23 protein-coding genes and 1 tRNA gene are annotated in these 25,044 nt (G+C 66.0%); 9 read left to right on the top strand and 15 right to left on the bottom strand.

Annotated elements, in window-relative coordinates; translation table 11 throughout:
• Window positions 1–308: 308 nt before the first annotated feature.
• On the top strand, window positions 309–1,544 hold the full coding sequence (locus tag NX773_RS08650) for a polyhydroxyalkanoate depolymerase (RefSeq protein ID WP_258824034.1): 1,236 nt from the start codon (window positions 309–311) through the stop codon (window positions 1,542–1,544).
• 213 nt (window positions 1,545–1,757) lie between these two features.
• Here NX773_RS08650 and NX773_RS08645 read toward each other — a convergent pair whose 3' ends face one another.
• Complete coding sequence (locus NX773_RS08645; RefSeq protein WP_258855952.1) at window positions 1,758–2,249, bottom strand: RcnB family protein; 492 nt, start codon at window positions 2,247–2,249, stop codon at window positions 1,758–1,760.
• A gap of 161 nt (window positions 2,250–2,410) precedes the next feature.
• On the opposite strand from NX773_RS08645, the gene rsxB reads away from it, so the two are divergent.
• The 3 genes from rsxB (at window position 2,411) to NX773_RS08630 (ending at window position 4,386) form a co-directional block, all read left to right on the top strand.
• Window positions 2,411–3,100, top strand: a complete 690-nt coding sequence (gene rsxB, locus NX773_RS08640; protein ID WP_258855951.1) for an electron transport complex subunit RsxB — start codon at window positions 2,411–2,413, stop codon at window positions 3,098–3,100.
• A 22-nt stretch (window positions 3,101–3,122) separates the two neighbouring features.
• Window positions 3,123–3,788 (top strand): endonuclease III, encoded by a 666-nt coding sequence (gene nth / locus NX773_RS08635; protein ID WP_258855950.1) that lies wholly within the window; start codon window positions 3,123–3,125, stop codon window positions 3,786–3,788.
• Window positions 3,789–3,873: 85 nt separating this feature from the next.
• Window positions 3,874–4,386, top strand: coding sequence for a GNAT family N-acetyltransferase (locus NX773_RS08630; protein ID WP_258855949.1), 513 nt, complete (start codon window positions 3,874–3,876; stop codon window positions 4,384–4,386).
• A 1-nt stretch (window position 4,387) separates the two neighbouring features.
• Here the strand turns inward: NX773_RS08630 and NX773_RS08625 are convergent, their stop codons facing one another.
• The 6 genes from NX773_RS08625 to rplU form a co-directional block, all read right to left on the bottom strand.
• Window positions 4,388–4,840 (bottom strand): hypothetical protein, encoded by a 453-nt coding sequence (locus tag NX773_RS08625; RefSeq protein ID WP_258855948.1) that lies wholly within the window; start codon window positions 4,838–4,840, stop codon window positions 4,388–4,390.
• Window positions 4,841–4,952: 112 nt separating this feature from the next.
• Entirely contained in the window at window positions 4,953–6,071 is a 1,119-nt protein-coding gene (proB, locus tag NX773_RS08620; RefSeq protein WP_258855947.1) for a glutamate 5-kinase, read from the bottom strand.
• Window positions 6,068–6,478 (bottom strand): hypothetical protein, encoded by a 411-nt coding sequence (locus NX773_RS08615; RefSeq protein ID WP_258855946.1) that lies wholly within the window; start codon window positions 6,476–6,478, stop codon window positions 6,068–6,070. The genes proB and NX773_RS08615 overlap by 4 nt, the downstream gene beginning before the upstream one ends.
• Window positions 6,479–7,591 (bottom strand): Obg family GTPase CgtA, encoded by a 1,113-nt coding sequence (cgtA, locus tag NX773_RS08610; protein WP_258855945.1) that lies wholly within the window; start codon window positions 7,589–7,591, stop codon window positions 6,479–6,481.
• A gap of 102 nt (window positions 7,592–7,693) precedes the next feature.
• Window positions 7,694–7,966 carry a 50S ribosomal protein L27 gene (gene rpmA / locus NX773_RS08605; protein ID WP_258855944.1) on the bottom strand — a complete coding sequence of 91 codons (273 nt, stop codon included), beginning with the start codon at window positions 7,964–7,966 and terminating at the stop codon, window positions 7,694–7,696.
• A gap of 39 nt (window positions 7,967–8,005) precedes the next feature.
• Window positions 8,006–8,317 (bottom strand): 50S ribosomal protein L21, encoded by a 312-nt coding sequence (rplU, locus tag NX773_RS08600; RefSeq protein ID WP_258824024.1) that lies wholly within the window; start codon window positions 8,315–8,317, stop codon window positions 8,006–8,008.
• Window positions 8,318–8,581: 264 nt separating this feature from the next.
• Between rplU and ispB the strand changes: the two genes are divergently transcribed.
• Window positions 8,582–9,571 carry an octaprenyl diphosphate synthase gene (gene ispB, locus NX773_RS08595; protein WP_307728513.1) on the top strand — a complete coding sequence of 330 codons (990 nt, stop codon included), beginning with the start codon at window positions 8,582–8,584 and terminating at the stop codon, window positions 9,569–9,571.
• Between the two features lie 57 nt (window positions 9,572–9,628).
• Window positions 9,629–9,705: transfer RNA gene (locus tag NX773_RS08590), tRNA-Pro, on the top strand.
• Between the two features lie 232 nt (window positions 9,706–9,937).
• Here NX773_RS08590 and NX773_RS08585 read toward each other — a convergent pair.
• From NX773_RS08585 to NX773_RS08550, 8 genes are all read right to left on the bottom strand, one after another.
• Window positions 9,938–12,646: a nitrate reductase gene (locus NX773_RS08585; RefSeq protein WP_258855943.1), complete on the bottom strand. Its 2,709-nt coding sequence runs from the start codon at window positions 12,644–12,646 to the stop codon at window positions 9,938–9,940.
• A gap of 13 nt (window positions 12,647–12,659) precedes the next feature.
• Entirely contained in the window at window positions 12,660–13,868 is a 1,209-nt protein-coding gene (locus NX773_RS08580; protein ID WP_258855942.1) for an NAD(P)/FAD-dependent oxidoreductase, read from the bottom strand.
• Complete coding sequence (gene nirD, locus NX773_RS08575; RefSeq protein ID WP_258855941.1) at window positions 13,865–14,212, bottom strand: nitrite reductase small subunit NirD; 348 nt, start codon at window positions 14,210–14,212, stop codon at window positions 13,865–13,867. Before nirD ends, NX773_RS08580 begins: the two co-directional genes overlap by 4 nt.
• A 19-nt stretch (window positions 14,213–14,231) precedes the next feature.
• Complete coding sequence (nirB, locus tag NX773_RS08570; RefSeq protein WP_258855940.1) at window positions 14,232–16,763, bottom strand: nitrite reductase large subunit NirB; 2,532 nt, start codon at window positions 16,761–16,763, stop codon at window positions 14,232–14,234.
• 10 nt (window positions 16,764–16,773) lie between these two features.
• Window positions 16,774–18,075 carry an MFS transporter gene (locus NX773_RS08565; protein WP_258855939.1) on the bottom strand — a complete coding sequence of 434 codons (1,302 nt, stop codon included), beginning with the start codon at window positions 18,073–18,075 and terminating at the stop codon, window positions 16,774–16,776.
• A 268-nt stretch (window positions 18,076–18,343) separates the two neighbouring features.
• Window positions 18,344–19,522, bottom strand: coding sequence for a CmpA/NrtA family ABC transporter substrate-binding protein (locus NX773_RS08560; RefSeq protein WP_258855938.1), 1,179 nt, complete (start codon window positions 19,520–19,522; stop codon window positions 18,344–18,346).
• Between the two features lie 25 nt (window positions 19,523–19,547).
• Window positions 19,548–20,183: an ANTAR domain-containing response regulator gene (locus NX773_RS08555; RefSeq protein ID WP_258855937.1), complete on the bottom strand. Its 636-nt coding sequence runs from the start codon at window positions 20,181–20,183 to the stop codon at window positions 19,548–19,550.
• Window positions 20,184–20,603: 420 nt separating this feature from the next.
• Window positions 20,604–21,935 (bottom strand): sigma-54 interaction domain-containing protein, encoded by a 1,332-nt coding sequence (locus tag NX773_RS08550; protein WP_258855936.1) that lies wholly within the window; start codon window positions 21,933–21,935, stop codon window positions 20,604–20,606.
• Between the two features lie 266 nt (window positions 21,936–22,201).
• On the opposite strand from NX773_RS08550, the gene NX773_RS08545 reads away from it, so the two are divergent.
• Genes NX773_RS08545 through NX773_RS08535 form a run of 3 tightly spaced genes read left to right on the top strand, consistent with a single transcriptional unit; the run spans window position 22,202 to window position 25,035 of the window.
• Entirely contained in the window at window positions 22,202–23,086 is an 885-nt protein-coding gene (locus NX773_RS08545; RefSeq protein ID WP_258855935.1) for an MBL fold metallo-hydrolase, read from the top strand.
• 34 nt (window positions 23,087–23,120) lie between these two features.
• The gene (locus NX773_RS08540) at window positions 23,121–24,809 is read left to right on the top strand and encodes a bifunctional protein tyrosine phosphatase family protein/NAD(P)/FAD-dependent oxidoreductase (RefSeq protein ID WP_258855934.1); all 1,689 of its coding nucleotides are present in this window, start codon (window positions 23,121–23,123) and stop codon (window positions 24,807–24,809) included.
• Between the two features lie 25 nt (window positions 24,810–24,834).
• Window positions 24,835–25,035 carry a YgaP family membrane protein gene (locus NX773_RS08535; protein ID WP_258855933.1) on the top strand — a complete coding sequence of 67 codons (201 nt, stop codon included), beginning with the start codon at window positions 24,835–24,837 and terminating at the stop codon, window positions 25,033–25,035.
• The last annotated feature ends 9 nt before the right edge of the window (window positions 25,036–25,044 follow it).

Raw genomic sequence — 25,044 nt, 5'->3', positions numbered from 1 at the left:
GGGGCATTTTCTTTTCTGCGACCCGATTAGCAAACATGCCGGTGCGCACGCACGATGCTGCCGCCGACTCAGCCGTTCCGTAACCCGCGCGCCACGCTGCCCGGCCAACCGGGGCATTTTCTTCCATGTGTGGAGCAGAGCACCAACGGCGCCATGCCAAAAGTGATACAACAGGTGTAACGAAGCATCGGTCGTTTCCCGTGGGCTGCCGGAGGCTCTTTCCCAACGTCAAGGCAAATAACCTATAATTGATCTAGATTAGTTGCGCAAACGCTGCGACGCGCGCAGTACCACATGAAGGATTTTTTATGCTTTACCAACTGCACGAGATGCAACGCTCCTTCCTGACGCCGTTGATGCACTGGGCCGATGCCTCGTCGAAACTTTTTTCGCACCCGGTCTCGCCTTTCGCGCACACGCCGTTCTCCCAAAGGATCGCCGCCGGCTACGAACTGATGTACCGGCTCGGCAAGGAGTACACCAAGCCCGCGTTCGGCATCGACTCGACCCTGGTCAATGGTGAAAAGGTCGGCATCATGGAGCGGACCGTTGTCACCAAGCCGTTCTGCAAGCTATTGCATTTCAAGAAAGACCTGAACGACCGCAAGATCGAAGCGCTCAAGCAGCCCAAGGTGCTGCTGGTCGCCCCGCTGTCGGGCCACCACGCCACGCTGCTGCGTGACACGGTGCGCGGCCTGCTGCCCGACCACGACGTGTACATCACCGACTGGACCGATGCGCGCATGGTGCCGCTGTCCGAGGGGCCGTTCCACCTGGACGATTACATCTACTACGTGCAAGACTTCATGCGCCTGCTGGCGCCGAACCTGCACGTCATCTCGGTCTGTCAGCCGACGGTGCCGGTGCTGGCCGCCATCTCGCTAATGGCAACCAACAACGACCCCAAGCTGCCCAAAACCATGACCATGATGGGCGGCCCGATCGACCCGCGCAAGTCACCCACCGCCGTCAACGACCTGGCCGTGGAAAAACCGTTCTCGTGGTTCGAGAACACGGTGATCTACTCGGTGCCGGGCAACTACCCGGGCTTTGGCCGCAAGGTGTACCCGGGCTTCCTGCAGCACGCCGGCTTCATCGCGATGAACCCGGGCCGCCACGCGCAGAGCCATCGCGAGTTCTATCAGCACCTGATCCGCGGCGACGACAGCTCGGCCGAAAGCCACCGCCAGTTCTACGACGAGTACAACGCGGTGCTGGACATGCCGGCCGAATACTACCTGGACACCATCAAGACCGTGTTCCAGGAGCACCGCTTGCCCAAGGGCACGTGGAAAGTGGGCGGCCAGCTGGTGCGCCCGCAGGACATCAAGACGGTCGCGCTGTTCACCGTCGAGGGCGAGCTGGACGACATCTCCGGCGCCGGCCAGACCCAGGCCGCGCACGAGCTGTGCACCGGTATTCCGGCCGACATGCAGTACGACTTCGTCGCGCCCAAGTGCGGCCACTACGGCATCTTCTCGGGCCGCCGCTGGCGCGAACAGGTGGCGCCCAAGATTGGCGAGTTCATCAAGAAGTACTCCTGATCCGCAACGCGGGACCGCACAATGCCGCAGCTTCCTGCGGCATTTTTTTCGCCTCAAATGTTAATCATGGGCAATAGCCGGGGGACCGGGTAACGCACACTGGCATCTCTGGTGCCGAGCGAACACGGCCCCGACACCGCTGCCGCTGACAAGCCGGCTGTCAACTGACGACACTGGCCCGGGCGGGCCCGCTGGTGCTCCGGGCCCTTGCTTTTACTGTCCGCTGACCGCCGACACGATCAGCCCGGTCGCCGCGGCGACCAGCACGTAGTCGGCGCCAACCTGCACCCACCGATGTCCGCGCGGCGGCGGCGTGAGGTGATGCGCGCGCCAGTTGTCCACGACGTACTGGTGGGTGCGATAACGGCTCGGCAGCCGCTCGCCACGGTGCAGGTCGTGGTCCGGCCCGTAGCCGTCGTACCCTGAACTGAAGCTTTCTGTCCGGCCCCACCCGCCGCGCGCGCCGTCGTGGCGCTCATCGCGGCGATCGCCTCGCATGCGCGCGTCGCGCCGGTCGCGATCGTCGTCGCGCTGGTAGCGCTGGTCGTTGCGCTCGTAGCGCTCATCATTGCGCTGGTAGCGCTCGTCGCGCTGCTGCCAGCTGTTGTCGCGCTCGTTGTGATAGCCGCGCTCCTGCGCCATGACCGAAACACTGCTTGAAAGCATTGCGGCGACCAGCGCCGGCACGAAAATTTTCTTGCTCATGCTGTCCTCCCTTCATCGGCAAGCGTCATTCAGGCTTCGAGTAGACCACCGTTCAACAACTACCTCTGTTCGATGGGACACTTACCTTCAGAAAGGCGCTGCCGCGGGCCAGCAGCTTGCACGTCTAATATAATGACTGCTTTACCGCATCGCCGACCATCGTGACCAAGACTCTCGCCGACCAGATCGAAGACCTGCTGCCGCAAACCCAGTGCACCAAATGCGGCTATCCGGCCTGCCGTCCGTACGCGGAGGCCATCGCGCGCGGCGACGCCCCGATCAACCAGTGCCCGCCCGGCGGTATCGAAGGGGTGCGGCGGCTGTCGGCGCTCACGGGCCGTCCGGTAATCCCGATCAACCCCGCCAACGGCGTCGAACGAGCGCGTCCTGTCGCCTTCATCGACGAGTCGCTGTGCATCGGCTGCACGCTGTGCATCCAGGCCTGTCCGGTGGACGCGATCATTGGCGCGGCCAAGCAGATGCACACGATTTTGCCGAGCCTGTGCACCGGCTGCGACCTGTGCGTGGCGCCCTGCCCGGTGGACTGCATCAGCATGATCCCGGTGACGGGTGAACTGACCGGCTGGGCCGCGTGGACGCAGGAACAGGCCGACGCCGCGCGCGCCCGCCACGATTTCCGCAACGCGCGGCTGCAGCGCGAGCGCGAGGAGAACGATGCCCGCCTGGCCGCGAAGGCGATCGAGAAGATGCGCGCGGTGACGGCCGAGCCGACCAACACGGCAGAGGAACTGGCGGAAAAGGAGCGCAAGCGCGCGATCATCGCCGCCGCCATGGAACGCGCGCGGCTGCGTGCCGCCGGAAATGCGCCGCCGTCCGAGAAAAAAGACTGATCTTCGCACCACGACAAAGCCGATGAACCCAGCCAAGCGCCTCGAGATCTTCCGCCGCTTCCGCGAAGCCAACCCCAAGCCGACCACCGAGCTGGAATACACGACGCCGTTCGAGCTCCTGATCGCGGTGCTGCTGTCCGCCCAGTCCACCGACGTGGGCGTGAACAAGGCCACGCGCCGGCTGTACGCGGTGGCAAATACGCCGCAGCAGATCCTCGACCTGGGGCTGGACGAACTGAAGAGCTACATCTCGACCATCGGGCTGTACAACAACAAAGCGAAGAACGTCATCGCCACCTGCCAGATCCTGGTGGACCAGTACGGCGGCCAGGTGCCGCACTCGCGCGAGGCGCTCGAGTCGCTGCCCGGCGTTGGTCGCAAGACCGCCAACGTGGTGCTCAACACGGCGTTTGGCGACCCGACCATTGCCGTGGACACGCACATCTTCCGGGTTTCCAATCGCACCAGGATCGCGCCCGGCAAGGACGTGGACGAGGTCGAGCAAAAGCTGCTCAAGGTCGTGCCCAAGGAGTTCCTGCACGACGCCCACCACTGGCTGATTTTGCATGGCCGCTACACCTGTGTCGCGCGCAAGCCCAAGTGCTGGAACTGTCTCATCGCCGACCTGTGCGAGTACAAACAAAAAACCCCGCCGCCACCGGGATTGGTGCCTGACACGCAAGCCTGAGCCGCCTGCCGGCCTCTGGCGCAGCCTGCCGGGTTCATGTACGATCAGAAACATTGGCCGCTATTTCTACGGAAAGACGACACCGATGGGCGCACTGGGGATTTGCACGCTGGGCAGGGAAAACTGGGCTCAATTCAAAGCTTTACGCATCAAGGCCATCGACAGCGCGCCGTTCGCGCTGTGGCCTACCCGTGCCGAAGAGGAAGCGCTGACCGCCGAGCAGGTGCAGTCGCGCATCGAGCCCGGCCCGCATCAGATCGTGTTTGGCGCCTTCGATGGCGGCCGGCTGGTGGGCATCGCTGGCCTGCGGCGCGAAAAGCTTGAACAGATTGCGCACCGCGGCACAGTGTGGGGCGTTGCGGTCGATCCGCAGCGGCGCTGCGAAGGCATCGGGAAGAAAGTGATGCAGCGCCTGGTCACCCACGCGCGCGATGAAGGCTTGTTGCAGATCCAGCTCGCCGTCGCCACCGAGAACCCGGCGGCGCGGGCCTTGTATCGCTCACTCGGCTTCCAGTCCTTCGGCGTCGAGCCGCGCGCGATGCGCGTGGGGGACCGCTTCTACGACGAAGAGCACATGGTGCTGCGGCTGGACGAGTAACCTAGCCGACGCCGAGCTGCTTCAATAGCGTTGGCAGCAGTTGTGCGAGGAAGATTGCGGTCACGACCCACATGAGCAGGCTGCTCTTCGCTTCGGCGACCTCTACCCGCAGCCGGTTTGCCACCCCGTCAATCTGCACACTCAGCTTCGCCTCAGCCTGAACGATCTCATTGCTCAGCTTGCCTTCTGCCCGGACGACCTCGGTCCTCAGCTTGCCTTCTGCCTGGAGGATCTCGGTCCTCAGCTTGCTTTCTGCCTGGAGGATCTCGGTCCTCAGCTTGCTTTCCGTTTCAACGACCTTAACGAGAATTTCGGTCTTTGCTTCAGCAATGTCCGCTTTTGTCGCACCGCTGGCTTTCAAGACACCCGCGTCGCGTTCCAGCGTCAGCAACCGCTCTGCCGTCTTTGCCTCAGCAGCCTCCAGATTTGCGATCCGATCGCCGGGCTCGTTCATGTCGCACCCCAATCGTGAAGTTGATGGACCCAGTATATCGCCATCCACCGCGCACGGTTCGACAGGGCGCACAAGCCCGCGGGGAACTTTCGACGGAAACCAGCTAAACGGTTTATAACAAAACCAGATTGTCGCGGTGGATCAGCTCCGGCCCTTCCACGTAGCCGAGAATCGCCTCGATCTCGCTGGACGCATGGCGCATGATGCGCCGCACCTCGCTGCCGGTGTAGTTGGTGAGCCCGCGCGCTACCGCCCTGCCGTTCTCGTCGACGCAGGTGATCACCTCGCCGCGCCGGAACTGGCCGTGCACCGCGATCACGCCGATCGGCAGCAGGGACTTGCCCTCCTGCGTGAGCTTTTGCACCGCACCCGCGTCCAGCACCACTTCGCCCGAGGTGTGCAGGTGGTCGATCATCCACTGACGGCGCGCGGTCAGGCGTGCGGTGGGCGCGGTCAGCTGGGTGCCGATCGCCTCCCCGCCGGCCAGCCGCACCAGCACCTCTTCCTCGCGCCCCCACGCGATCACGGTATGGGCGCCTGAGCGCGCCGCGCGCTTGGCCGCCAGCACCTTGGTCAGCATGCCGCCGCGCCCGATGCTGCTGCCCGCGCCGCCGGCCATCGCTTCGAGCGACTCGTCGCCGGCCTGCGCCTCCTTGATCAGGAAGGCGTTCGGGTCCTTGCGCGGATCGCTTGAGTACAGGCCGCGCTGGTCGGTCAGGATCACCAGCGCGTCGGCCTCGATCAGGTTGGCAACCAGCGCGCCTAGCGTGTCGTTGTCGCCGAACTTGATCTCGTCCGTAACCACGGTGTCGTTCTCGTTGATGATCGGGACCACGCCCAGCCGCAGCAAGGTAGTGAGCGTGGAGCGCGCATTCAGGTAGCGCTCGCGGTCGGCCAGGTCGGCGTGCGTAAGCAGCACCTGCGCGGTGCCGATGTCGTGCGCGCGAAAGCTGGTTTCGTAGATCTGCGCAAGGCCCATCTGGCCCACCGCGGCGCAGGCCTGCAGCTCGTGGATGTCGGTCGGGCGCGCGCCGAACTGCAGGCGCAGCATGCCCTCCGCGATGGCGCCGGACGAGACCAGTACGACTTCCTTGCCCAGTGCGCGCAGCGCGGCGATTTGCGCGGCCCAGCGCGCGATGGCGGAATGGTCCAGGCCCCTGCCCTCGTTGGTGACGAGCGAGGAACCGACCTTGACGATGATACGGGACGATTGCTGGATGACGGATTTCATGGAGACGGCACTTTCCCACGCGGGCGCAACGCCAACAGGGAAAGTCCCGCCAGCAGTTCGACTCCGCATACGGCTAATAATAACCCGGTGGGCAGCCCGATCGCGAAAGCCGCGACGAAGCGCCCGACAGGTTGAGCGAGGAGGAACAACGCGGTAACGTCGCCGAGCACCGAGGGGGCGTCCGGTTTGGACGCCTGCAGTGCGAGATACGCGGTAGCCAGTCGCATACCGACGTAGATGGCGTAGAACTGGCTGTAGCCGTTCACGCCAACGAGGAACAGGCCCATGGCCGCTGCGACGCGGTCAGGGTCGAGCATGGCCATGAGCGCGGCCAGCGAGCTTGCAGTGGCAACCAGCTTCAGAAGCTGGCTGCGCAGCGACCAACGGGTGATGATCGCCGCCGCCACTTACTCTTCGAGGATCTTGAAGCGAGGGTCGTCCGGATCGATCGACAGGATGCCCTGCGCCTCCTCGGTCATCTGCGTCTCTTCGGAGCGGTGCTCGAGCGCGCGCTTCTCTTCCAGGTATTTGTAGATTGCGTTGACCAGGTCCTGGCAGCCTTCGCGGTTGAGCGCCGAAATCTCGAACACGGGGCCCTTCCACGCCATGCGCTTGACGAAGTCCTTCACGCGCTTGGCGCGCTCCTCGGCCGGCACCATGTCCAGCTTGTTGAGCACCAGCCAGCGCGGCTTGTCCACCAGCTCCTGGTCGTATTTTTCGAGCTCCTTGACCAGCGCCTTCGCTTCCTTGACCGGGTCCACGGTCGGCTCGAACGGGGCCAGGTCCACGATGTGCAGCAACAGGCCCGTGCGCGACAGGTGGCGCAGGAACTGGTGCCCCAGGCCGGCGCCCTCGGCCGCGCCTTCGATCAGGCCCGGGATGTCCGCGATCACGAAGCTCTTCTCGTGCGACACGCGCACCACGCCCAGGTTCGGGTGCAGCGTGGTGAACGGGTAGTCGGCGATCTTCGGGCGCGCGTTGGAGACGGCCGTAATAAAAGTAGATTTGCCCGCGTTCGGCATGCCCAGCAGGCCCACGTCGGCCAGCACCTTCAGCTCCAGCCGCAGCTCGCGGCGCTCGCCCGGCTTGCCGTCGGTCTTCTGGCGCGGCGCGCGGTTGGTCGAGGTCTTGAAGTGGATGTTGCCCCAGCCGCCCTCGCCGCCCTTGGCCAGCAGCTCGGTCTGGCCGTGCTGGGTCAGGTCGGCGATGATCTCGCCGTTGATGTTGTCCACGATCAGGGTGCCGACCGGCATGCGCAGATACACGTCTTCCGCGCCCTTGCCGTAGCAGTCCGAGCCGCGGCCCGATTCACCGTTGCGCGCCAGGTGGGTCTTGGCGAAGCGGAAATCGACCAGGGTGTTGATGTTGCGATCGGCCACAACATAAATCGAGCCGCCCTTGCCGCCATCGCCGCCGTCAGGACCACCGAACGGCCGGAACTTCTCGCGCCGGAACGACGCGCAGCCGTTGCCGCCGTCTCCGGCAATGACTTCAATTCTTGCTTCGTCAATAAACTTCATGTTGTGACCGCCAAAAAAACGAAAGGCCCTACCGGGGGGCAGAGCCTTGGATTGAAAGGCTTGCGCCTTACAACTTGCGCTGCTGGGCAGCGCGTGCGTGAATTACGCTGCTACCGCTTCGTTGGCAACGACGGTGACGTACTGCTTCGAGCCCACGCCTTGCTTGACGAATTTCACGGTGCCGTCGGTCAGCGCGAACAGGGTGTGATCCTTGCCCATGCCGACGTTGGTGCCCGGACGCACGGTGGTGCCGCGCTGACGCACGATGATGCTGCCGGCGTTGATTGCCTGGCCGCCGTAGACTTTCACGCCAAGGCGTTTGCTTTCTGAGTCACGGCCGTTGCGAGTAGTACCGCCGCCTTTTTTGTGTGCCATTTAGATGCTCCTTTGAATGACTTTGGGGACCGGCGGCAATTAGCCGTTGATCGCTACCACTTGGATTTCGGTGTAGTTCTGGCGATGGCCCTGACGCTTTTGGTAGTGCTTACGACGACGCATCTTGAAGATACGCACTTTGTCGTGACGACCGTGCGACACCACAGTCACGCGAACCGAAGCACCTTCCACCAGCGGAGCACCAAATTTGATGCTCTCGCCCTCGCCCACTGCGAGAACCTGGTCGATAGTGATTTCGGAACCAATGTCTGCCGGTATCTGTTCTACTTTGAGTTTTTCGCCAGCGACAACTTTGTATTGCTTGCCACCGGTTTTTATGACCGCGTACATGATTTGAAACCTCATCAATTGTTTAAAAGAATCCCCTCGGCGACATCCTCGTCGAGCGTGGGTACAGCCGGGAGAACACACGATTATACATGGAACGGCCCGCCGGGTCAAAAGGCCGGTTCAAGGCGCCGGGGGCGTGGTTTGGCGGCAACGGACCGGGGTCGGTCCGCTCTGTGGGACCTGCAAGCTGGACCGGGCTGTTTTTGCTTGCATGTCGTATAATCGCGCACTTAACTCGCTTAACGACCATTGCAGGTTTCCGCCTTGTCCGCCGCTACCCCCACCGCCCAACAGAATAACATCGCCCGCGCCATCGTCTCGGACATGGAGGCCGTCAACCGGGTGATCCGCCTGCGGCTGCACTCCGAAGTGAGCCTGGTGAACCAGATCGCCGAGTACATCATCAGTGCCGGCGGCAAGCGCATCCGGCCGGTGCTGGTGCTGCTGCTGGCCAACGCCTACGGCTACCGCGGCACCGCGCACCACGAGCTGGCGGCGGTGGTCGAATTCATCCACACCGCGACCCTGCTGCACGACGACGTGGTGGACGAGTCGTCGATGCGGCGCGGGCGCCAGACCGCCAACGCGATGTTCGGCAACGCTGCCTCGGTGCTGGTCGGCGACTTCCTGTATTCGCGCTCGTTCCAGATGATGGTCGGCCTGAACAACATGCGCGTGATGCAAATCCTGTCCGACGCCACCAACGTGATCGCGGAAGGCGAAGTGCTGCAACTGCTGAACATGCACGACCCGGACGTGACCCAGGAAAGCTACCTGACGGTGATCCGCTCCAAGACCGCCAAGCTGTTCGAGGCCGCGGCCCAGCTGGGTGCACTGGTGGCGGGCGCGAACGACGCGCAGATCGAGGCAGCCGGTGAATACGGCCGCTCGCTGGGCACCGCGTTCCAGCTGATCGACGACGTGCTCGACTACGCCGGCGACGCTGCCGAGATCGGCAAGAACGTCGGCGACGACCTGCGCGAAGGCAAGCCGACGCTGCCGCTGATTTACCTGATGGAGTATGGCACGCCGGAACAGCGCGAACTGGTACGCAGCTGCATCGAGAACGGCGACGAGCAGCACTTCGACGCGGTGCTGGCAGCCGTGACCTCGAGCGGCGCGCTGGACTACACGCGCCGCGAAGCGATCGTGGCCGCCGAGCGCGCAGCCAGCGCAATCGCCGACCTGCCCGAGAGCGAATACAAGCAAAGTCTCCTGCAGCTCTGCAGTTTTGCAGTTGACAGGAACCACTAGAGCCCTTATAGTTATGCCTTCCCGAGATTGAGGCAAACGCCAAAATCTCAAACCAGTCGGGGTGTAGCTTAGCCCGGTAGAGCGCTACGTTCGGGACGTAGAGGCCGGAGGTTCGAATCCTCTCACCCCGACCACCGAATACAAAAAAGCCAGATCAACCGCAAGGTGATCTGGCTTTTTTCTTGGCGCTGTCTGCGTTAAGTGTTGACACAAATACGTCGTTCCCGCGGAGGCGGGAACCCATGCTTAGTTTGCGTCCCTGCGGCTGTCGAGCGTGCCGCGCGACAGGGTGCTCAGTATGGGTCCCCGCCTCCGCGGGGACGACGTGCTCAGGTCCACACTTAACGGACAGCGCCTTTTTCTGTCTCACTTTGCCGCAAGCGCGACGTCTGCCAGCAGCTGCCGTATCTCCGGCACGCAAGAGCCGCAATTGCCGCCCGCTTTGACGCAGGCGGTCACGCCCGCCACATCCACCAGCTTATGTTCGCTGATGGCCTTGCAGATCGTGGCCCGGCCGACGCCGAAGCACGAGCATACCGTCGGCCCAGTGTCGCTGGCGCCCGCCCGCCCACACCCCGCCAGCAGGTCCGCGCGGTCCTGCGCCGACAGGCGCTCCTGTCCGAACAGGGCGGCCAGCCATGCGCGCGACTGCAGTGCGGGCAGGCGCGAGACGAACAGGCAGGCCTCGATCCGTCCATCGACCAGGTGCGCGGCACGGTACAGGCCCGCGCCCTGGTCTTCGTACTCGAGCCAGTCGGCGTCCTCGTCGACCGCTTCGAGCAGCTCGCGGGCCCAGCCGGGTGCAAGCGCAACCGGCTGGCGCCCGGCCAGCTCGTAGCGGTGCGCGCTTGCGCCCTCGATGCGGGTCCAGTTGGCCGCGCGCTCGAGCGCAAGCGCGCGCCGGCTCAGGATGAAGCCATGCCACGCCACGCCGAACGGTTCCACACGCACAGGCGTGTGCTTGAACTCGGGCTCGCCGGACAACGGGTCCACCGCCGGGTTCACCACTGCGCCGACGCGCGCGTGCGCGGCCGTCTGGCCGCTCCAGTGAATCGGCACGAACAGGCTGCCGCGCGCAATACCGCCGCCATGCGCGACCCGCGCGACCATCGCGCCCCAACAGCTCGTCACCCGCGCCAGCTCGCCTTCGCGCACGCCGTACAACAGCGCGTCCTGCGGATGCATGTCGATGAACGGCTCGGGCACGTGGCCGGCCAGTCGCGGTGACTTGCCGGTGCGCGTCATGGTGTGCCACTGGTCACGCACGCGGCCGGTGTTGAGCGCCAGGGGGTAGTCATCGCCTGGCAGATTGGCTGGGCCACGGGGCAGCACCGGAACAAGGCGCGCGCGGCCGGACGGTCGCGCAAAGCGGCCGTCGCCGAACAGCCGCGCGGCGCCACGCGGCTTGCCATCTTTTCCACGCGTGACCGGCCACTGGATCGGCTCGAGCTCGTCGTAGTCGCGCCTGCTCATGCCGGCCAGCCCGTCGAGCCGGAACATGCGTGCCGTGGCGCCTTCATTACGCCACGCAGACAGCCGCGCGTGCTCATCGAAGATCTCGTGCACGGACTGGTAATCGAAGCCGCCAAAGCCCATGCGCCGCGCCACATCGCACAGCACCTGCCAGTCGGCGCGCGCCGCACCGGGCGCGGGCAGAAAGGAACGCTGGCGCGAAATGCGCCGTTCCGAGTTGGTCACGGTGCCGTCTTTCTCACCCCAGCCGAGTGCCGGCAGCAGCACGTCGGCATAGGCGTTGGTGTCGGTGCCGGCCACAATGTCCGAGACCACCACCAGATCGCATTTGGCCAGCGCGCGCCTGGCCTGGTCGGCGTCGGGCAGGCTCACCACCGGATTGGTGGCAATGATCCATAACGCCTTGATCCGGCCCTCTTCCACTGCCCGGAACAGGTCCACCGCCTTCAGCCCGGGCCGCTGCGCGATGCGCGGGGCATTCCAGAACGTCTGCACCGCCGCGCGCTGCGCCGGGTCCTCCAGCTCCATGTGCGCCGCCAGCATGTTGGCCAGGCCGCCGACCTCGCGCCCGCCCATGGCGTTCGGCTGCCCCGTCAGCGAGAACGGGCCCATGCCCGGCTTGCCGATGCGGCCAGTCAGCAGGTGGCAGTTGATGATGCTGTTGACCTTGTCGGTGCCGGAGGACGACTGGTTGATGCCCTGAGAGTATGCCGTGACTACCTTGGTGGTCGCGGCGAAGGCATCGTAGAAGGCAAGCAGCAGCGCGGGATCGACACGGCATGCACGCGCGACCGCCTGCAGGTCGCCGCAGGTGTCGTGCGCCGCCGCCAGCGCCTCGTCCAGCCCTTCGGTGTGCGCGGCGATGAAGTCCCGGTCCGCCCTTCCCTGCCGCGCCAGGTGGCACAGCAGGCCATTGAACAGCCAGGCGTCGCTGCCGGGCTTGATCGGCAGGTGCATGTCGGCCAGTTCCACCGTCGCGGTGCGGCGCGGATCGATCACCACGATTTTCATCTGCGGCCGCAATTCACGGGCACGCACCAGGCGCTGGAACAGCGTCGGGTGGCACCAGGCCGTATTCGATCCGGTCAGCACGACCATGTCGGCCAGTTCAAAATCTTCATAACAGCCGGGGACGATGTCCTCGCCGAACGCGCGCTTGTGCCCGGCCACGCTGGACGACATGCACAGGCGCGAATTGGTGTCGATATTCGCGCTGCCGATGTAGCCCTTCATCAGCTTGTTGGCGACGTAGTAGTCCTCGGTCAGCATCTGCCCCGACACGTACAGCGCCACCGAGTCAGGCCCGTGCTGCGCGATCGCGCGCGCGAAGCCGGCGGCCACACGGTCCAGCGCCTCGTCCCAGCTCGCATCGCGCAACTGGCCGCGCTCGCGCAGCGCGGGCTGCAGCAGGCGTCCATCCAGCCCCAGCGTTTCGCCCAGCGCCGCGCCCTTCACGCACAGCCGGCCGCGGTTGGCCTCGTGCTCTGTATCGCCGGCGATGGCAAGCGAGCCGTCCGGCTGCGCCATTGCGGTCACGCCGCAGCCAACGCCACAATAGGGACAGGTGGTGCGCACCGCCAGCGGAATGGTCGACAACTTCAAGATGGGCTCCTCGTCAGGCGGCGCACAGCGCACGGCCGAACAACAGGGTGTCGCGCATCGATGAAACATCGGCGCGCTGCTGGATCAGGTCGAAATACCACGGGCCGTCCTGCACGTCTCCGTACAGCACGGCGCCGGCCAGCCGGCCGCCACTGAGCACGAGGCGCTTGTACACGCCCGCTCCACGGTCGCGCAGCACCAGGTCCTCGCTGCCGTCGCCGCCAACGATGTCGCCGGCCGAGAACAGCTCGACGCCGGTCACCTTGAGCCGGGTGGCAGTCGGCTGTTGCACGTAGCGCCGATGCCCCGCTCCCGCCAGGTGCGCCGCGCACACGCGCGCCTGGTCCCAGATCGGCGCCACCAGGCCGAAGGTGGCGCGCCGGTGCTGCACGCATTCGCCAACGGCATAGATGCGCGGGTCGTAGGTCTGCATGGTGTCGTCCACCACGATCGCGCGCTCGCAGTACAGGCGGGCGTCGCGCGCAAGCCCGATGTTCGGGCGTACGCCGGCGGCCATGACGACCAGGTCGGCCGCAATCTCGCGGCCGTCGGCCAGGCGCACCGCCTGCGCGCGTTCCTCGCCTGCGATCGCGGCTGTCTGCGCGCCGAGCAGGATGCGAATGCCCTTGCGCTCCAGTGCCGTCTTGAGCAGCGCGCTGGCCTGACGGTCCAGCTGCTGGTTCATCAGGCTGTCGGTAACGTGGAGCACGGTCACTTGCATGCCGCGCCGCGCCAGTCCGCTGGCCGCCTCCAGCCCCAGCAGCCCGCCGCCGATCACCACCGCCTGCCCGCCCTGGCTGGCGGCAGCGAGCATCGTGTCCACGTCGCCCAGGTCGCGAAAACCGATGACGCCTTCGAGCGCATGCCCGGGCACCGGCACGATGAAGGGTGTGGAACCGGTTGCAAGCAGCAGCCTGTCATAGCGCACCGCCAGGCCCGATGCGGCGTGCACCGTGCGGTTGCCGCGGTCGATCCGCACCACCGGGTCGCCGGCGAACAGCGTGATGCCATGCTGGCGGTACCATTCGCGCCGGTGCAGCATGATGTCGTCCACCGTCTTTTCTCCGGACAGCACGGGCGAAAGCAGGATGCGGTTGTAGTTCCCGTGCGGCTCGGCGCCGAACACAGTGATGTCGTAGGCGTGCGGCGCGATCTTGAGCAGTTCCTCGACCGTGCGCATGCCGGCCATGCCGTTGCCGACGACCACCAGCGCCGGCTTCATGCCGCTACCCACACCATTCCGTCCGCCACGCGCGCCGGGTAGCTGGCAACCGAGCGTTCCGGCGCCTCCAGGCATTCTCCGGTGCGCAGGTCGAAGTGCTGCTTGTAGATCGGCGAGGCCACCACCACGCGCTCGCCCAGGCTGCCGACGATCCCGCGCGAGAGCACCGCCGCATGCGCGTTCGGGTCGTAATTGGCGATCGCAAAAACGTCCGGCTCGCCGCGCCCGACGCGGAACACGGCGACCTGCTCGCCATTGAGCAGCGCGCACACGCCGGTATCGGGAACGATGTCCTCGAGCAGACAGACGGGAGTCCACTGGTCCAGTTGAAAATCGCGATGCATGAGCTGTTCTCCTTTCGATTCAGGCCGAACGTGCGGCGATGGGGATGATGCGGCGCTGGCGCTCCTCCGGCGTGGCCGGGCGTACCTGCCCGCGCTCCGGCATGAACACCACGTTGGCGTCCGTCGCATCGCTGTTGACGAAGTGGCGGAAGCGCTTGCGCGTGGCCGGATCGGTCACGGCGTGCTTCCACTCGCAGACATAGGTGTCCACGACGTGCTGCATGTCCGCTTCCAGCTCCGCCGCGATCCCCAGCTTGTCCTCGACCACCACCTGCTTCAGGTAATCCAGCCCGCCCTCCAGGTTCTCGCGCCAGGTGCTGGTGCGCTGCAGGCGGTCGGCGGTGCGCACGTAGAACATCAGGAAGCGGTCCACCAGCTGCACGACCTGATCCTCGGTGAGATTGGAGGCCAGCAGCTCGGCATGGCGCGGCTTCATGCCGCCGTTGCCGCACACGTACAGGTTCCAGCCCTTGTCGGTGGCAATCAGGCCGACGTCCTTGCCCTGCGCCTCGGCGCACTCGCGGGTGCAGCCGGATACGCCGAACTTCACCTTGTGCGGCGTGCGCAAGCCCTTGTAGCGGTTCTCCAGCGCGATCGCAAAGCCCACGCTGTCGCCTACGCCGTAGCGGCACCAGGTCGAGCCCACGCACGACTTCACCGTACGCAGCGCCTTGCCGTAGGCGTGGCCGGACTCGAACCCGGCCGCGATCAGCTCTTCCCAGATCTGCGGCAGCTGCTCGAGCCGCGCGCCGAACAGGTCGATGCGCTGGCCGCCGGTGATCTTGGTGTACAGCCCGTACTTGCGGGCGACCTGGCCCACTGCGATCAGTCCGTCGGCCGTGACCTCGCCACCCGGCATGCGCGGAACCACCGAATACGTCCCGTCTTTCTGGATGTTCCCGAGGAAGTAGTCGTTCGTGTCCTGCAGGCCCGCGTGCTCGGGCTTGAGCACGAAATCGTTCCAGGTCGAGGCCAGGATGTTGGCGGCGGTGGGCTTGCAGATCTCGCAGCCCAGGCCATTCCCGTGCCTGGACAGCAGTTCGGCGAAGGTGCGGATGCGCCCGACACGCACCAGGTGAAACAGCTCCTGCCGCGAGTACGGGAAGTGCTCACAGATGTGGTTGGACACGGCCACGCCCTGCTTTTCCAGCTCGGCGTTGAGCACCTGCGTCACCAGCGGCACGCAGCCGCCGCAAGTGGTGCCGGCGCAGGTGGCGGCCTTGAGCGCGGCGAGCGTCGTCGCTCCGTCCGCCACCGCCGCGCACAGCGCCCCCTTGGAGACATCGTTGCACGAACAGACCTGCGCCGTCGCCGGCAGCGCCGCCACGCCGAGCGCCGGCCGGGCCTTGCCGTCCGCCTGCGGCAGGATCATGAACTCGGGCGACTCCGGCAGCTCGGTCTGGTTCAGCATGGCCTGCAACAGCGTGCCGTACTCGCCAGCGTCGCCCACCAGCACCGCGCCCAGCAGCCGCTTGCCGCAGCCGGACACCACGATCTTCTTGTACACCTGCTTGCGCTCGTCGAGTAACTGGTAGCTGCGGCTGTCCGGCGTGCTGCCATGCGCGTCGCCGATGCTGGCCACGTCCACGCCCAGCAGCTTGAGTTTGGTGGACAGGTCCGCCCCGGTGAAGGCGGCCGCCTGGCCAGCCAGGTGGCGCGCGGCGGTGCGCGCCATGTCGTAGCCGGGCGCCACCAGCCCGAAGAGCTGGCCGTTCCAGGCGGCGCATTCGCCGATGGCGTAGATGTCCGGGTCGGACGTGAGGCAACGGTCGTCGATCGCCACCCCGCCCCGCGGCCCGGTCGCAAGCCCGGCGGAGCGCGCCAGCTCGTCGCGCGGGCGAATGCCGGCCGAGAAAACGATCATGTCGGTATCCAGGTGCGAGCCGTCCGCAAATCGCATCCGGTGCCGCGCCTGTTCGCCATCGACGATCTCCTGCGTGTTCTTGTGCGTGTGGACAGTCACGCCCAGCTCTTCGATACGGCCGCGCAGCACCCGTGCGCCGGGTTCGTCCACCTGCACGGCCATCAGCTGCGGCGCAAATTCAACCACGTGCGCCGTCAGGCCCATGTCGCGCAGCGCCTTGGCGCATTCCAGCCCGAGCAACCCGCCGCCCACCACCACGCCCGAGCGCGAGCGATTGCCGCACTCCTGCATCGCCTCCAGGTCTTCGATGGTCCGGTAGACAAAGCAGTCGGCACGCTCGCGCCCCGGGATCGGCGGAACAAAGGGCGATGAGCCCGTTGCCAACACCAGCTTGTCGTACCCGAGCAGCTCGCCGCTGGCCAGCCGCACTGTTTTGGTCACGCGGTCGATGGCTGCAGCCCGCGCATTGAGCTTGAGCTCGATATTGTGGCGTTCGAAGAATCCGGGCGCGACCAGCGTCAGCTCGTCCGCCGACCTGCCCGAAAAATATTCCGACAGATGCACGCGATCGTAAGCGGGACGCGCTTCCTCGCACAGCACGGTAAGCTGCGCGCCCGGCATGCCCGAGGCCAGCGTTTCGACGAATTTGTGGCCGACCATGCCGTGGCCGATGACGATGACTTTCATGGCGGGCCTCCTAGACTGCCGTGGACGGCGCGCCGGCGGCCTCGCCGGCACGGACGGAAAAGCGTGCGGCCAGCGCGCACAGGCTGGATGCCAGCACCAGCGCGCCCAGCACCAGCAGCGTGCGGTGCAGGTCACCCGTCCCTTTCATCAGGAACCCGGCCAGCACCGCGCCCACGTTGCCGCCGGCGCCGACGATGCCGGCCACTCCGCCCAGGGCCTTGGGCTCGATGAAGGGCACCAGCGCATAGGTCGCGCCGCACGCCATGTGGGTGAACAGGCCAAAGAACAGCATCGCCGCCACGGCTGCGTCCACCGCGCCCGCATTGGCGAACCACAGCAGGCCAAGCCCTTCGCCGAGCATCAGCGCGAACAGCACCGTCACCCGGCTGTTCAGGTCTCCGCTGGCAGCCGCCTTGTCCGATACCCAGCCGCCGAGTGCGCGGGCAAACAGCGCCAGCAGGCCGAATGCGCCGACCGCCATGCCGGCCGCTTTCAGCGACAGACCGTAGTGATCGACGTAGTACGTGGCCGCGATGTTGTGGATGAACAGTTCAATGCCGAAGCAGGCGCCATAGGTGACGAACAGCAGCCACGCGCGGTGGTTGGCGCAGGCAGATTTGAAGCTGGCCCAGCCGCCCTTGCCGCCCGATTCGATGGGAACCCCGGCCGCGCGCAGCGCATCGTAGTTACCGTCCGGGCAATCCTGGGTGAAGCGCCAGTAGGCCGCAGCGGTCAGCAGCATCATCACGCCCGGCACCAGCAGCGCCAGGCGCCAGCCCATGCTCTCGCTCACGCCCAGCATCACCAGCGCGCTGAACAGCAGCGGCATCACGGCTTGCGTGGTGCCGCCGCCGCTGTTGCCCCAGCCCGCGCTGGCCGCGTTGGCGGTGCCGACCACCTTGGGCGCGAACATCACCGAGGTGTGGTACTGCGTGATCACGAAGCTCGCGCCGATGGCGCCGATGCCGAGCCTGAACAGCAGGAAGCTCTCGTAGCTCTGCGCCAGCGCGACGCCGAACACCGGAATCGCGCCGAGCAGCAACAGCGCGGTGTAGGCCTTGCGCGGACCGAAGCGGTCGCACAAAGGGCCGATCGCGAGCCGCACCAGGATGGTGATCGCGACTGCCGCGATATTGATGTTCGCCACCTGGTCCGGCGAGAGCGCCAGCTCGCCTTTGATCACCGGCATGAGCGGCGCGCAGGCGAACCAGGCGAAGAAGCAGACGAAAAATGCGACCCACGAAAGGTGGAAGGCACGCATCTGTGGCGTGCTGAACGAGAAGAGCGCGATGCGGTTTGCTTTGCTGGCCATGTGTCATCCCTTCGGAAAAACAAAAAGGCGTCCGCATGCCAGGGCCAGTGATTGGCCGGGGAATGCGGACGCCGTTGTCCTGTGCCGGTCCGCCGTTGGACCGGCTATGAAATGTAAGGGATCGCCGTTGATCCGACAGCGGTAGTTGCAAGAGGCGTGCCAGCCAACGTGCACAGGGAAGCGGGCGCCTGGCGGGACAGGCCGCGCTTCATGGCGGTGCAGCCTGCGCGAAAATGATGCGGCGCGCCGCACCAGCGGCGGGACTGGCTCAGGCGTGGCTGGACGCGGCGAACGATGCCGCGTACAGCGCCGGATCGCGCCCGTTCCAGGTACGGCCGTCGATGAGCCGCGAGCTGCGCGTCACGGTCGACGGCAGGGGTGTGTTGGTGGCGGCAGCGGCCTCGCGGTACAGGTCCAGCCGGTTGACGCGCTCGGCCACGGCTCGGTAGTCCGGATCGTAGGCGAGCAGGCCCCAGCGGCGGTGCTGGGTCATGAACCACATCGCATCGGACAGGTAGGGGAAAGTGGCCGCGCCATCGCCATAGAAGCGCAGCCGGTGCGGATCGTGCCATCTGTGGCCCAGACCATCGTTGTAGCAGCCCAGCATCCGCTCGCGAATCAGTTCGCGTTGCACGTTCACGAAGGCGGGGCTCGCAATGGCCTCGGATGCCGTTTCGCGGTTGGCCGCCGAGGCGTCGATCCAGCGGCCGGCTTCCAGCACCGCGCACACCAGCGCGCGGCAGGTGTTGGGATGGCGCTGCGCGAAGTCGGCGCACGCCGCCAGCGCCTTGCCCGGATGGTCGGGCCAGACCTGCTGGCTGGTGGCGACGGTGACGCCCACGCCTTCGCGCACGGCGCGCTCGCCCCACGGCTCGCCGGCACAGAAGCCATCCATGTGGCCGGCCGCAAGGTTTGCCGCCATCTGGTTCGGCGGCACGGTGGCCACGTGGCAGGCGCTCATCGGCTCGATGCCCGCCGCCGCCAGCCAGTAATACAGCCACAGCGCGTGGTTCCCGGTCGGGAAAGTGTGAGCAAACGTGAAGCGCCGCGCTTCGTTCGCCATCAGGGCGGCGAGCCCCGCCCCGTCCACCGCGCCGCGTGCCGCCAGCGCGCGCGACAGGGTGATCGCCTGCCCGTTCTGATTCAGGTTCATCAGCAGCGCCATGCTCTTCTGCGCAGTGCCGACCCCGAGTTCGACCGCATACACCATGGCATACAGCAGCTGGGCGCAATCGAGTTCACCCCGCACCAGCCGGTCGCGCATGCCCGACCACGACTGCTCGCGGCTGAGCACGATCCGGATGCCGTATTTTTCGTCCAGACCCAGCACCGACGCCATGACGAGGGAAGCACAATCGGTCAGCGGCATGAAGCCGACCCGCACCGTGCTGCGCTCTGGTTTATCCGATCCGGCGACGAACGCGCCCTTGCCTTGCAGGCCAGTCATACGATTCCTCTTTTAAATGCCGCGCTCAGCCCAGCAGGTCCTCGACATCGAGGATGCGCTGGGCGATCTCGGCCAGTTTCAGGTTCTTGTTCATCGCCATGCTGCGCAGCTTCTGGTAGGCCTGCTCTTCCGACAGCCCGTGGCGCGCCATCAGCAGCCCCTTGGCGCGCTCGACCACCTTGCGCTCGGCCAGCTTCTGGCGCGTCTCGGACAGCTCGTCGAGCAGCTTGCGCTCGCGCCGGAAGCGCGCCAGCGCCACGTCGAGCACCGGCTTGACGCGCTCGGGTTGCAGCCCGGCCACGATGTAGGCCGTCACGCCCGCCGCCATCGCCGCTTCCACGCTGGACTCGTCCTGGTCGTCGGTAAACAGCACGATCGGCCGCGGCGCCGCGCGCGTGGCCAGCACGATGTGTTCGAGTACGTCGCGCGCGTCCGATTCGCTGTCGGCGATGATCAGGTCGGGCTGCAGTTGGGCGATGCGCTCGGGCAGGAAGATATCGGCAGGCAGCGAGGCGACGATGTCGTAGCCCGATTCGAGCAAGCCGATGCGCAGGGCCGCGCCGCGCTGCGCCTGAGCCGCGGCGGAGCCGTCTTCGTCGGTGGCCGTGGTCGGAATGACGACCACGATGCGCAGCCTGGGTGAAGCAATTGCGGATTTCATGCCCGCTTACGCACGCAAGAAACGGGCCACCCCAAAGTATTTTGGAAGGTGATAGTCGGCATCATGAACGGAAAGTTACCTCGCGCCCGGCGCCTACCTATACTTCAACTCATCGCAGCACCGCACCAAACATCATTGAATCGAGAGGAAAGATCATGACTGCTATTGGATTTATCACTGTTGGAATCGCCGTCGCCGCCGTGGTAGCACGTGTCGCATCGCTGGTGATCGTCGCCGCCAAGGGCCAGCAGACCGCCTGAGGACAGCTGAACGAAGGTCCACGCGTTCAGCCGGAACAGGGGCCAACGCAACGCTCGCATGATTTGAACGCGTGGGCAGGAAGACCTGCCCACCCTACCGGCAAAATGAAAAAGCCAGGCCAACAGGTGGGCCTGGCTTTTATATTTTTGAGCTGGCGCGCTACGCCAGCTGCAGTGATTTCAGCCGGCGGTACAACGTGCGTTCGCTCATGCCGAGCGCACGGGCAAGCTCGGCGCGGGTGCCCGCGAACCCGGCCGCGTAGGTGGCCAGCGCCTGGTCCGTGAGCTTTGCGCCGGTGGGCACCGCACGGGTCGCCAAGCCCGGCGCGGGCAAGCCCGGATGCGTGTGGAGCACGAAGTCCGGTAACTGCGCGAGCCCGATCACGCGGTCGTCCGCAAACAGCGTGGCGCGCTCGAGCACGTTGCGCAGCTCGCGGATATTGCCCGGCCAGCTGTACGACTGGAGCGCGGCCAGCGCTTCCGGGGTGACCCGGTACGGCCGCCCCATCTTGGCCAGGCGCTGCAGCACCGACTCGATCAGCAACGGGATGTCCTCGCCGCGTTCGCGCAACGCCGGCAGGTGGATCGGATAGGCGCTGATGCGGTAATACAGGTCCTGCCGAAAGCGTCCGTCCGCCACCATGTCCGCCAGCGGCTTGTGGGTCGCGGCGACCAGGCGAAAATCGCTGTGCAGCGTCTCCAGCCCGCCCACGCGGCGATAGGTGCCGCTTTCGATCAGGCGCAGCAGCTTGACCTGCATGCCCAGCGGGACGTCGCCGATCTCATCCAGGAACAAGGTGCCGCCGCGCGCCGTCTCGACCAGCCCGTGCTTGCGCGCCTGCGCGCCGGTGAACGCGCCCTTCTCGTAACCAAACAGTTCGCTCTCGAACAGCGTTTCGGTGAGACCTGAACAATCGACCACGACGAAAGGACCAGCGGCGCGGTCGCTGGCTTCGTGCAGTGCACGCGCGAACAGTTCCTTGCCGCTGCCCGATTCGCCCAGCAGCAGCACCGGCAGCATGGCCGGCGCGGCCCGCTGCAGCGCTTCGAGCGCGCGCACGAAGGCGGGCGAGCGCCCGACCAGGCCGTCGCTGGTGGTGCGCGCCGATGCATTGCGCACCGTGACCAGCCGTTCCACATAAGCCACGACCTCGTGCGCGTCGTCCAGGATCGGCCGCAATTCCACATTCACGTGTTCCGGCCCGCGCGGCGTGTGGTGGATGTGCAGCACGCGGTCCGGCCCGCGCTTTTCCTGCGCCTTTTTCATCGGGCAGTGCTCGCCCGCCAGGTCGCACGGCACATCGTAGTGGTGCGATACGCGGTAACACTTCTGCCCGGCCGCACTGTGCCCGGCGATGCCGAACTGGCGCTGGTAGGCCGTGTTGGATGCAAGGATGTTGTAATCAACGTCGAGGACAATCATAGGCTCGGACTCGTGCTCGAGGAATGAGACGAGGGCCTGGACCTGGGGGGCGGACGGAGCGGATGGCATGGCTGGGACCTTGAACGATGACCCGTCCATTATGCACCCCTGCTGCATCGACTGCCAGCATACTGCCACCGCACTGCCAAATTTCTGCCATTTACTGCCACTGCCGGGCCACCTGCCAGTGCGCGACGCCCGCCCGGCGCGGGGCCTCTCCCAAAAATTTATTCCAGTTCAAGGACTTACAGAGATCTTTTGTGCTCGCCGCGGGTTGGCACGGCGCTTGCACATGTCCGTGTACGGCAATGGCTGCCGCAATACAGGAGACAACAATGGGAAAACAAAACGCAATGGTGGTCGAGGGCTTTTTCGACCCGCACACCTGGACCGTGACGTACATCGTTATGGACCGCGAGAGCATGGAGTGCGCGATCATCGACAGCGTGCTGGACTATGACCACAAGTCCGGCCGCACCTCCACCACGAGCGCCGACAAGGTGATTGCGCGCGTCAAGGAGCTGGGCGCCAAAGTGAGCTGGATTCTTGAAACCCACGTGCACGCCGACCACCTGACGGCCGCCCCCTACCTGAAGGACAAGTTGGGCGGCAAGGTCGGCATCGGCAAGCACATCACGACGGTGCAGGGCGTGTTCGGCAATCTCTTCAACGCCGGCCCGGGCTTTGCGCGTGACGGCAGCCAGTTCGACCACCTGTTCGACGATGGCGAGCACTTCACGATCGGCGCCCTGCGCGCGCAAGCGATGCACACGCCGGGCCACACGCCCGCCTGCGTCACCTACGTGATCGAGGATGGGGCGGAGACGGCCGCCTTCGTCGGCGACACCCTGTTCATGCCCGACTACGGCACCGCGCGCTGCGACTTCCCTGGCGGGGACGCGCGCACCCTCTACCGTTCGATCAACAAGGTGCTGAGCCTGCCCCCGGAAACGAAGCTGTACATGTGCCACGACTACCAGCCCAACGGCAGGCCGGTGGAGTTCGTGACCACCGTGGCGGAAGAACGCGCCAGCAACATCCACGTGCGCGACGGTATCAGCGAGGACGAATTCGTGGGCATGCGCAGCCGCCGCGACGCCACCCTCGATATGCCCGTGCTGATCCTGCCCTCGGTGCAGGTGAACATGCGCGCCGGCCACCTGCCCGAGGCGGAAGACAACGGCATGCGCTACCTGAAGATCCCGCTCAACGCCCTGTGAGCACCACCCACAATCGAACAAGACCGGAGACAACATGGACATCCACTACCTGACGGCCGAGCTATCGGTCGCGCCCCAGATCCAGGCGATTGACATCGCCACGCTCAAGCAAAAAGGCTTTCGCGCCGTGATCTGCAACCGCCCTGATGGCGAGGGCAACGACCAGCCGCTGTTCGCCGAGATCGAACAGGCGGCGCGCGCGGCCGGGCTGGAAGCGCACTACCTGCCGGCCGAATCGGGCAAGGTGACCGACCAGCAGGGCCGCGACTTCGGCGCCCTGCTGGCCACCCTGCCCAAGCCGGCGCTGGCCTTCTGCCGCACCGGCATGCGCTCGACCACCATGTGGGCGCTGTCGCAGGCCGGCAGCCTGCCGCTGGCGCAGATCATCGAAAAGGCCTCGCGCGCGGGCTACGACCTGAAAGGCGTGGTGCGCCGCATCGCCAACAACGGCCGCACGCCGGTGGAGGTGGCCGAAGCCGAGCACGAGGTGGTGGTGGTGGGCGGCGGCGCGGCAGGCATCGCCGTCGCCTCCAGCATGCTGGCGCGCAGCCCGGGACTGGACATCGCCATCATCGACCCGGCCGACGTGCACTACTACCAGCCCGGCTGGACCCTGGTGGGCGGCGGCGCGTTCAAGGTGGAGCGTACCGCGCGCACCATGGGCTCCACTATCCCGCAAGGCGCCAAGTGGATCAAGGCGGCGGTGGCCGCGTTCGAACCGGAGCGCAACGCCCTCATCCTGGACGGCTGCCGCGTGGTCAAGTACAAGCAGCTGGTGGTCTGCCCGGGCCTGAAGCTCGACTGGCACACGATCGACGGCCTGGCCGAAACGCTGGGCCAGAACGGCGTTACCTCCAACTATCTGTACCACCTTGCGCCCTACACCTGGCAGCTGGTGCAGTCGCTGCGCGGAGGCCGCGCCCTGTTCACCCAGCCGCCCATGCCGATCAAGTGCGCCGGCGCGCCGCAAAAGGCCATGTACCTGTCGGCCGACCACTGGCGCCGCAGCGGGGTGCTGGAAGAGGTCGACATCCGCTTCTACAGCGCGGGCGACGTGCTGTTCGGCGTGAACGACTACGTGCCGGCCCTGATGGAGTATGTGCGCTCGTACATGATCGGCCTGAACTTCCGCCACAACCTGGTGGCGGTGGACGGCCCGGCGCGCGTGGCGACCTTCCGGCACATCGAGAAAGACGGCACGGAGCAGCTGGTGAAGGAGCCGTTCGACATGCTGCACGTGGTGCCGCCCCAAAAGGCGCCCGACTTCATCCGTGTCAGCCCGCTGGCCGACGCCGCCGGCTGGGTCGACATCGACCAGGCCACGATGCGCCACAAGACCTACGCCAACATCTATGCGCTGGGCGACGCCGGCAGTTCGCCCAACGCCAAGACCGCCGCCGCCGCGCGCACGCAGGCGCCGGTGGTCGCGCACAACGTGCTGGCCGCGCTGGGCCAGGCCAAGGGCGAGGCGCGCTACAACGGCTACGGCTCGTGCCCGCTCACGGTCGAGCGCGGAAAAATCGTGCTGGCCGAATTCACCTACGGCGGCAAGGTCGCGCCCAGCTTCCCGCGCTGGCTGATCGACGGCACCCGTCCGTCGCGCCTGGCGTGGCTGCTCAAGGAACGCATCCTGCCCCCGCTGTACTGGGAAGGCATGCTCAAGGGACGCGAATGGCTGGTCCATCCGGAGCTGGTGGACGTAAGCACGCCTTCAGCCACCTGAAACGATTATCGACAAGGAGTTCATCATGCAAGTTAATGTAGGCGGATTGGACAGCGGCCTGCGCATCGGCGCCGGCCTGGTCATTCTTTCGTTGTACTTCGTCCTGGCAGAGGATGTACGCCTGTGGGCACTGGTGGGCCTGGTGCCGCTGCTCACCGGACTGTCCGGGCGGTGTCCGCTCTACAGCGTCCTGGGGGTGAACACCTGCAAAGCCCCGCGGCAGTAACAGGGGCGA

Source organism: Massilia solisilvae, assembly GCF_024753215.1.
GTDB lineage: Bacteria > Pseudomonadota > Gammaproteobacteria > Burkholderiales > Burkholderiaceae_D > Telluria > Telluria solisilvae.
Note: the sequence above shows the minus strand (reverse complement) of the source record. Positions and strands in the feature narration are given on the sequence as shown.